The 8,804-nt window shown below is 43.1% G+C and carries 11 protein-coding genes; 4 read left to right on the top strand and 7 right to left on the bottom strand.

All coding sequences use genetic code 11. The annotated features are described in order from the left end of the window. Positions 1-86: 86 nt before the first annotated feature. The 7 genes from NFR99_RS13885 to NFR99_RS13855 form a co-directional block, all read right to left on the bottom strand. Entirely contained in the window at positions 87-287 is a 201-nt protein-coding gene (locus NFR99_RS13885; RefSeq protein ID WP_129182101.1) for a cysteine-rich KTR domain-containing protein, read from the bottom strand. Then, on the bottom strand, positions 284-1,021 hold the full coding sequence (locus tag NFR99_RS13880) for an alpha/beta fold hydrolase (protein WP_129182103.1): 738 nt from the start codon (positions 1,019-1,021) through the stop codon (positions 284-286). The genes NFR99_RS13885 and NFR99_RS13880 overlap by 4 nt, the downstream gene beginning before the upstream one ends. Next, positions 1,008-1,835: an alpha/beta fold hydrolase gene (locus NFR99_RS13875; protein ID WP_129182105.1), complete on the bottom strand. Its 828-nt coding sequence runs from the start codon at positions 1,833-1,835 to the stop codon at positions 1,008-1,010. The genes NFR99_RS13880 and NFR99_RS13875 overlap by 14 nt, the downstream gene beginning before the upstream one ends. 5 nt (positions 1,836-1,840) lie before the next feature. After that, positions 1,841-2,452: a TetR/AcrR family transcriptional regulator gene (locus NFR99_RS13870; RefSeq protein ID WP_129182107.1), complete on the bottom strand. Its 612-nt coding sequence runs from the start codon at positions 2,450-2,452 to the stop codon at positions 1,841-1,843. Between the two features lie 128 nt (positions 2,453-2,580). Continuing rightward, the gene (locus NFR99_RS13865; protein WP_129182109.1) at positions 2,581-2,955 is read right to left on the bottom strand and encodes a TnpV protein; all 375 of its coding nucleotides are present in this window, start codon (positions 2,953-2,955) and stop codon (positions 2,581-2,583) included. A gap of 7 nt (positions 2,956-2,962) precedes the next feature. Next, positions 2,963-3,133, bottom strand: coding sequence for a hypothetical protein (locus NFR99_RS13860; protein WP_016306737.1), 171 nt, complete (start codon positions 3,131-3,133; stop codon positions 2,963-2,965). Next, positions 3,108-4,748: a recombinase family protein gene (locus NFR99_RS13855; protein WP_251353948.1), complete on the bottom strand. Its 1,641-nt coding sequence runs from the start codon at positions 4,746-4,748 to the stop codon at positions 3,108-3,110. The genes NFR99_RS13860 and NFR99_RS13855 overlap by 26 nt, the downstream gene beginning before the upstream one ends. Before the next feature lie 166 nt (positions 4,749-4,914). Between NFR99_RS13855 and NFR99_RS13850 the strand changes: the two genes are divergently transcribed. From NFR99_RS13850 to NFR99_RS13835, 4 genes are all read left to right on the top strand, one after another. Beyond that, positions 4,915-5,094, top strand: a complete 180-nt coding sequence (locus NFR99_RS13850; RefSeq protein ID WP_251353947.1) for a hypothetical protein — start codon at positions 4,915-4,917, stop codon at positions 5,092-5,094. Positions 5,095-5,416: 322 nt separating this feature from the next. Continuing rightward, a complete protein-coding gene (locus NFR99_RS13845; protein ID WP_016222353.1) occupies positions 5,417-6,628 on the top strand; it encodes a site-specific integrase in 1,212 nt (403 codons plus the stop codon). Continuing rightward, positions 6,628-7,614: a tyrosine-type recombinase/integrase gene (locus NFR99_RS13840; protein ID WP_251353946.1), complete on the top strand. Its 987-nt coding sequence runs from the start codon at positions 6,628-6,630 to the stop codon at positions 7,612-7,614. Before NFR99_RS13845 ends, NFR99_RS13840 begins: the two co-directional genes overlap by 1 nt. After that, positions 7,601-8,614 (top strand): tyrosine-type recombinase/integrase, encoded by a 1,014-nt coding sequence (locus tag NFR99_RS13835; protein ID WP_251353945.1) that lies wholly within the window; start codon positions 7,601-7,603, stop codon positions 8,612-8,614. The genes NFR99_RS13840 and NFR99_RS13835 overlap by 14 nt, the downstream gene beginning before the upstream one ends. Positions 8,615-8,804 lie beyond the last annotated feature (190 nt).

Genomic DNA, 8,804 nt, shown 5'->3' with positions numbered 1-8,804 from the left:
TGAATGTTGTCCCATGAAATATGCTCCTCCTTACAGCGACAGTTTTATTATTTTGTCTGTCTACTATAAGGGGAGCACATCATTGCTCACTCATTCATCGGCTCTGCGTCTAAAGCGTCTGGCTCTTTGATGACGGTTACTTGTAAATCCTTTACTTCAATCAGAGTTTCCCGTTTGCACTTCGGACAGTAGAGAGGAAAGTTTTTCAGAATGGTATCTTCTCTAATTTTGTCACGGGTTTTGCTGCCACAGATAGGACAGCGTATCCATTCTGTTTGTTGTTTCATAAGCACTCCGATATAAATTTTTCAAGCATTGGATTAAGTTGCTTGGCATTACGCATTGGAAAGTCGTGGTTTGCTCCTTGTAATATCATTGTTTGACAGTTTGGATTTTGAGCAAGTAATGTAAGAGAAGTTTTCATATCTCTGACTTCCTTACTCCCACAAATCGCCAACATAGGTATCGTTACTGCTTGATATTCAGGTAACTTTGATAAATCTAATGTATTGGAAAAGAATGAGTCATACACCTGCGGAGTAATCTGTTTTGAATATTCTGCCATATTATCGGCTTGTTTTTTTGTGTAATTCCAATATTTCCCTTGAAATTGCACTAACCATCTCCAATGTAGCATTTTTGCGGATAAACCTGCAAGAGAACAGTACATCCGAATTGTATTCGGCTTGGGATTTACCCATGCGCTTAAAAATACGGCAAAGTCAAATAATTCGGGCTGCTTGCTGACAAGCATTATTGCAATCTGACCTCCAAGCGAATGACCGATTACGCCGATCCGTTTTTTATGTAGGGTTTTAATGAGCGCAAAGAGTTCCTCTACGGTCTTTTCTGGCTCATAAATCTCAGTAGCCGCCTTTCCTGCACCTGCTAAGTGAGGTACAATAAGATGGTATTTATCAGAAAAGCAATACTGCCTACAAAATGTATCAAGCGCACCCGCCCCATGCAGAAGCATGATAGTCGGATTTTCCTTGCTTCCATATTCATCATAATACAGCATAATTTTTCCTTTCTTTGTGAACAGTTTCAATAATAAATTTTTCTATTTCCTTGTTTACTTGCTCTGGATTATCTCCATTGGCAAAATGCTTTGCCTGTTTTATAAAATGCAAAGGATAACCTGTTTGCTTTGCCCATTCTTTGCAATATGCCTTAACCTTGCCTGTGCTGTCTTTCTCACCCACCAATATCAATATGGGGAACGAAAAATTAACATCTTTATTTTCTACAATAAAATATTCATATGCAATCCGCATTTGCTGGATAATTTCTGCTTTAGACAGCGGCTTTAACATAGACAACATTTTTTGATAGGAATAGCGGCTCTCTGATACTGACAATGCCATGCTCTTTCGTAAAAGATTTGTTGTAAAGCATTTTGCCATAGGAACAACCTGCTTCAGCCACCACAAGTCTGATTTTGAGTAATATTTAAGTCCCAATGGCGTTGTATCTAACGCCACAAATCCTTTTACCATATCAGGATACAAAGCAGCAAAATGTTGACTTGGATAGCCGCCCATAGACATACCCACTAAAAATGTTTTTTGAATGTTCTCTTTCTGCAATATGCTATGTAATATTTCTGCTGTATCTTGATAAGTGAATTTCTGATATGGTTTCGACAATCCATGCATAGGAACATCCCATAAGATGATTGTGTAATTATCTGAAAAGTAGGGTATCTGCTTTTCAAACATAGTATGGTCTGCGGTTACTCCATGCGTAAAAACAATACAGTCTGATACATTGTCATTTCTGGCAATCCAATAATGTACAGTTCCGCCTTGTGACAAAATTGTTTTATGCTGCATTTTGTTCACACCTCCTGCGTATAAACCTTTTTCCAAAAATCAATTAAAATAATAATTTCTTTCTCAATTTCATCTGGTATAATACAATTTAAACGATATTTTTTCAGCATATATCCATCGACAGCGTAAAAGATTTCAGCATACATTGTTTTTATATCAATATCTTTCCGAAATTTTGATATATCTATTTTCTCAAACACTATCATTTCACTTGCCTTGCTAACATCATTAAAGTTTTCTTGAATGGACTTGTGTATTTCTGGAGCCGTTTCATAATATGCTCTTAGCGAAAAAGCATATAAATGCGGATAATCACGCATAAGCGAACACTTTGATAATAGGCTTCTTTTCAGCATTTCAAAAAAGTCATCTGTTTCCAAAGTTTTGTATTCTGTAACCGCTTTCCTTGTCATCTCAATAGCGTTCATCCACAAGTACATATATAATTCCTTTTTGTTAGTAAAATAGTGAAAAAGCAATGCTTTTGAAATACCGCTCTCGTCTGCAATTTCCGACATTGGGGCTTTTTTATAGCTGTTTTCTGAAAACACTTTGTAAGCAGCGTTTATAATACGCCGCTGTTTTTCTAATGGAAGTTTGAAAAACTTGTCATTCATATACATTCTCCTTATTGACCGCAACGGTTAATGCAAGTATATTATATATCCGTTGACCGTTTTTGAGAAGACTATTGTTAAAATTAAAAAAATAGCAACAGAGCTTTAACCCTCTGCCGCTATGCCGCCTATGCGTAAATGATTTCAGTATTCACAATCTCCATCGCACAAGCCCGTATGTTATTCATCCTCCCGACCCATTCTAAGGCGTTTTCAGCCTTTAGCTGTTCCGTGATACCCTGCGCCTGCTTCATGCCCTCTATGAGCCGTTCAAGGCGTTCCTGCGCCTGCCTGTCAATGTCGGCAAGGTAGGAATTGAGCCTGCCGCTTGTGAGAAGATTTGTGTATGTAACCCTGCGGTGCTGTTTCAGATAGTCCAAGTGCCGCCGCCCGAATAAGCCAATCGGCTGTTCCTTTTCGGCAGGTAAGGCAATGCAGGGGATAAGGTAATCCCCCTGCCGCTCGTATCTGCCGCCCAGTTCCTCAAAAATTGTCTTTTCCATCGTCTTTCTACCTCCGTATTTTTAATTTGACCGTCTTTGCATGGGCGAACTTGATAATCAATTCGTCAACACAGTCCGTATACCTGCCCTCTGCAATCAGCTTGTTTCGGAAATCGTTTAGGCAGAGGATTATCACCCGCCGCTCCGTTTCATCAAGATACAAATGATACTTTTCCATCGTCTTTCCCCTCTTTTCTGCGGCGCATCTCCCAGCCGCCCGTATTCCTTAAAACCTTTGCCTTGAAGCGGCGTTCCCCTATGTAACCGCCGAAGCGGTAACAGATTTTAATTGCCTGCTCTGTTCCTGCTTCGGTTTGTGTGCGGTCAAATACCTCGATGCGCTCCACCAAAAGGTTGAGGTTTTCGGCGGTCAGCTCCTGTATCCCCACATATTCAGCCATCAGAGCCGCCCACTGCACCGCATTGGTCTGGCTGTCCTTGACCTCCTGCAGGGCGTTTTCAAGGCTCTGTATCTGCCCTAAAAGCTGTTCCTGCTCCGTCTGGTATTTGTCAATCAGACGGGCAAAATTATCGTTAGAGATACGCCCCGAAAGGGAATCCTCATAGAGCCTGTCGAATAACCTCGTCACTTCATCATAGCGTTTCTTCGCCTGCTTCAGCCTGCTTTCGTTAGATTTCCCCCTGCTCCCGTCCGCCTTTGCGTTCATCTTCACCGCCAGAGCCACCGCTTTATCCCTGTCCTCATAGGCAAGGCGGGCATGGTATTGGATATCGGCAAGGACGGCGTTGTATAAATCCTCGTAGAAAATGCGGTGGTCAGAGCAGGCTTTTGTGTCGTGGGCATAGGTGGTGCAGACATAAATGCGGTGTCTGTCCTTCCCCCAATACCGCAAGCCCAACGCCTTGCCGCAGGCTCCGCACTTCACAAGCCCCGAAAAGGGGGATACGAAATTATCCGTGGCATCCCGCCTGCGGCTTGAAACCTTTGCGTTCGCCCCGTCAAAAACTTCCTGCGAAACAAGCGGCTCATGGGTGTTCTCCACCCGTATCTGGTCTGCTTCGGGAACATTTTTATAAACCCCCACCTTAAACACAATCTCTTTCTTGCACATAATCGTGTGACCCAGATACAGCGGATTTTTAATAATATTCTGTATGACCGTGTGCGACCATTCGTATTTGTTGGCGGAATTTTCAAACCGTTCGGAGTAGTCCTTTTCCCCACGGGAGTGCAGCCACCAAGAGGGGGAGGGGACTTGTTCTTCTCGGAAAGTCTTAGCGATTTTGTGCGCCCCCATGCCCGCATTGGCAAGCTCGAAGATACGCTTTACAATCCACGCCGTCTCCCCGTCCACTATCAGCCTGTTATGGTTGTCGGGGGCTTTGCGGTAGCCGATAGGGTTAAAGGCAGTGCGGTAAAGCCCCGCCTTTGCCCTCGCCCGTATGGAAGAACGGATTTTCCTTGAATTGTCCCTGCTGTAAAATTCGTTTATGACATTCTTCAGGGCAGCAATATCGTTGTTCTTGCTGGCGGTATCCACGCAGTCGTTGACGGCGATATACCGCACATTCTTCATCGGGAAATAAATCTCCGTGAAATGCCCGACCTTTAGATGGTCACGCCCCAGACGGGATAAATCCTTTGTGATTACCACATCAATCTTCCCCGCTTCAATGTCATCAAGCATACGGTTGAAGTCTGGACGCTCGAAATTCAAACCGCTGAATCCGTCGTCCACATAGACCTCCACCACCATAAAGCCGTGTTCCTTTGCATACTGCGTGAGCATTGCTTTCTGCGTTTTAATGCTCTCGCTGTCCCCCTGCGCCATATCGTCTCTGGAGTTGTCATTTTGGTGGAGAGCAGAAAACCGCATAGAATCAGCAGAAAAGCGTAACTACACCTTTTATCAATACCCCCACATAACACTCTTTTTACACCTTTGAACATAAAGCCATCTTCCTATACAATCAAACCATGAAAGGATGGTGTTGATTATGAGGGAAAAGAAAAACCATTTGTATGTGGACAGCCAAGAACGGAGCATTTTACTACATAGCCTTGTGGAACTGAAAAACCAGCTCATTCAGCAAGGCAGATATACAGACTGCGTTGACGAACTGATATTTAAGGTCGTAAACGCACCAGTCAAGAGAGTGAAAATTGAATATGTCTAAGGCACGTCATTATGAAGCCGCTTATTCTTATTGATTTTTTAAGAGTAAGCGGCTTTTTTTCGTCCCATCATTCTCTGATACAGTTACATAGCCACCTTGACAAAGTGGCTAAATCTATGCGAAAGGAGGACGCACCCTATGTCAAATTGCAAAGTAATCGCTTTAACCAACCAGAAAGGCGGCGTTGGTTATGAAAAGCTATACATTATGCAAAGTTAATGATAGAAATCCTTATAAATAAAGGATTCTTTAGTTGATTTACTTTCCATAATCCATCAAGATTTAAGTGTATTTTATCAATTCACTTAAGGAGGAACGCACGATGGAAAAATTAACTTTGCAGCAACTGATCAACCAAACCGGGGAAGCACTCGTACAGGCAGGTGCATCCAGCTATTACCAAAAAGTATTTAAAACTCTTACCAAACAGCTTTTGCTCTACTCCCACGAACAAGGTACTGATTCTTTCAGCATGGATTTTGGATTACAGTTTTTAGAAGACCATTATTCTATGTCATCTAAAATAGCGTTGAAAAAATGGTGTACCGCCTATTCCCGTTGTATAAATGCTTTGGCAGAATACCAGCGTTCAGGGAATGTAGTTCTTTATCTTGCCATGGATAAAAGAGCGTACACTTTCCCAGAGGGATTTAGATATAGCGCAGAAGCATATATTTCCCATCGGGAAGATATCGGGATAATAAAAAAATCAAATAAGATTTTCAGTTTATATCTGGAGCGCTTTTTTGCGTTTTTAAGCAGGAAGAACATTGCTTCTTTAGATACACTGTCTCTCAAAGACGTTTTGGATTTCATGGCATCTTTGAACTGTTATGAAAAGCCAACCATAAATCATACAATGCGTGCGGTGCGCTATTATCTGAAATACTGCCATGAACATGGTCTTATGGAGCAGGAGATGTTTTCAAAACTTCCAAACCCTCATTACAACAGGCAGAGCCGATTACCTTCTTCGTATTCAGCGAATGAGGTGACGAAACTTCTTGATTCGATTGACCTTGGGAATCCCTGCGGAATCCGTGATTATGCAATCATTCTTCTGATTGCAAGACTTGGACTGCGCAGCAGCGATGTCGCAAATTTAAGGTTTTCCAATATCGACTGGGAAAGAGAAGTAATCCATTTAAACCAGGTAAAAACAGGAAATCCGTTAGAACTTCCTCTTTTAGAAGATGTTGGCGAAGCGATCATTAACTATCTGAAGAACGCAAGGCCTAAAACCGACTCGGATCACGTTTTTGTGAGGCAGGTTCCTCCTTATACGGATTTCAATCCGGGTGCGGTCGGCGCCCTTGTAAGGGTACGTCTCCAGAGATCGGGAATCCATCTTGAAGGGAAAAAGAAAGGCTCCCACACACTCCGCCACAGCCTTGCGAGCCGCCTGTTGGAGCATGAGATTCCGCTTCCGGTCATTTCAGAAATCCTGGGGCACACAACTACTGAAACTACGATGGCATATCTTCGTATTGATATCACCGAGCTTCGGAAATGTGCATTGGAGGTGGCAATCTAATGACAAGAATCAGAAAATCTCCATCCATGACAGGTTCATTTGCGGAAGTTGCCCAGGAATTCATTCAGTACAAAAGAAGCACAGGTTTTAAATATGCAGATGAACCGAAATGTTTATCCCGGTTTTGCCGTTTCAGTGAAGAACAGGGTGTCACAGAAATAAAAATATCCCGCTCCCTTGCAGAAAAATGGACAGCGCCCCGGGCAGGTGAATCCGAAAAAAGCCGGTCACACCGCATTACCTGCATAAGACAGTTTGCCATATACCTTAATAACCTTGGTTATGATGCTTATATCGTGCCAGAAGTGAAGGGTTTGAATCACAGTTCATTTGTACCATATATATTTACGCATGAGCAGATAGCAGCTGTGATCAAAGCCGCTGATGAAACAGAACCCAAAGAAGCTGCAAGAAATATGCATCTGGCGTTACCAGTGATCTTCCGGATTCTTTATGGCTGTGGGCTTCGTGTGTCAGAAGTTGTCGGACTTCGCTGCAGGGATGTGAATCTCAAAGATGGGATTCTTACGATCCGTGAAGCAAAAACTGACCGTGACCGGTATATCCCATTATCAGATTCCGTAAAAGAAGCCTGTATATCCTATGCAGATAAAATCTGGTGGGAAAAAGACAGCGACTTTTTCTTCCCTGCTCCTGATAAGACCATGCTCAGCCCAATGACGATCTATCAAAGGTACCGCAGGTATCTGGAAGCGGCAGGGATTTCACATGGTGGAAAAGGGCAGGGACCCCGTCTGCATGATGTACGCCATACATTCGCGGTTCATGTTTTACAAAAGTGGATCAGGGAAGAAGCCGATTTAACGGCTATGCTCCCGATTCTTTCCACATATATGGGGCACAAAACAATACGCTCAACAGCAAGGTATCTGCGCCTGACAGCGGAAGTTTATCCAGACCTGATGAGGGAAGTGGAAATGTCATGTGCATACGTCATCCCGGAGGTATGCCATGAAGGAAACTGATTTTGCACAGTATTTAACGCAGTTCCTGTCAGTATATCTGCCCTGCCAGGTCGGCAGCAAACGTAATACCCAGATAGCATACAGGGACTCATTCTCATTATTTTTAAGATACTGCAGGGACCAGGAGAACCTTTTGCCGGAAAAGCTGACAGTTGCAAAAATAAACAGGGATCTGATCCTCCGCTTTCTGCAATGGCTGGAAGAGGAACGTAACTGCAAAGCGGCGACAAGGAATCAACGTCTCGCTGCAATCCATTCATTTTTCAGCTTTTTAATGGTAGAAGAACCACAGTATATACAGCAAAGCCAGAAAATCCTGGCGATTCCAATGAAAAAAACGGATACGGTGCCACTCATGTATCTTCCATTGGATAGCATCAAGGGCCTGTTAGAACAACCCGACAGGACAACGATCCAGGGGAAAAGGGATGCTGTTCTGCTGTCACTTTTATATGATACCGGAGCAAGGGTTCAGGAACTTGTGGATCTAAAAGTTTGTGATGTTGCTTTAAATGATACGGTCACCATCGTACTGACAGGCAAAGGCGGTAAAAGCCGCATTGTTCCAGTCATGAGACCAACCGGGGAATTGTTGAAGCAGTATATGGAAGGTTCTGGTCTGGCTTCGCCTGTATATGGTCGCAATCCGTTATTTACCAACCGCAGCAATAAACCCCTGACGAGAGCCGGAGTGACATATATTTTGAAAAAATATGCTGCACAGGCTCAGGCAATGGGAATAAAGGATATCTCCGATGAAATCACACCGCATTGGCTGAGGCATAGCAAAGCAATGCATCTGCTTCAGTCCGGAGTCAATCTTGTTTATATCAGAGATCTACTGGGACATTCTGATATTTCAACAACCGAAATCTACGCACGGGCAGACGAAAAAATGAAGCGAAAAGCATTGATGGAAGCTTACAACAGTCCATCATCTGACGAACTGCCAGCGTGGAAAAAGGATAAAGACCTTCTTGATTGGTTGAAATCTTTGTAAAGGTTTACCCCTGATTATGCAAAGTTCAAAAGAGCCTATACCCTATAAAATCAGCAAAAGTGTAGGCTCAACTTTGCATAATAACTTACTTTTCATAACCAACGCCGCCTTTTTGGTTGGTTAAAGCGATTACTTTGCAATTTGACATAGGGTGCGTCCTCCTTTCGCATAGATTTAGCCACTTTGTCAA

The sequence above is a fragment of the Hominisplanchenecus murintestinalis genome, assembly GCF_943193015.1.
GTDB classification, from domain to species: Bacteria; Bacillota; Clostridia; order Lachnospirales; family Lachnospiraceae; genus Hominisplanchenecus_A; species Hominisplanchenecus_A murintestinalis.
Note: the sequence above shows the minus strand (reverse complement) of the source record. Positions and strands in the feature narration are given on the sequence as shown.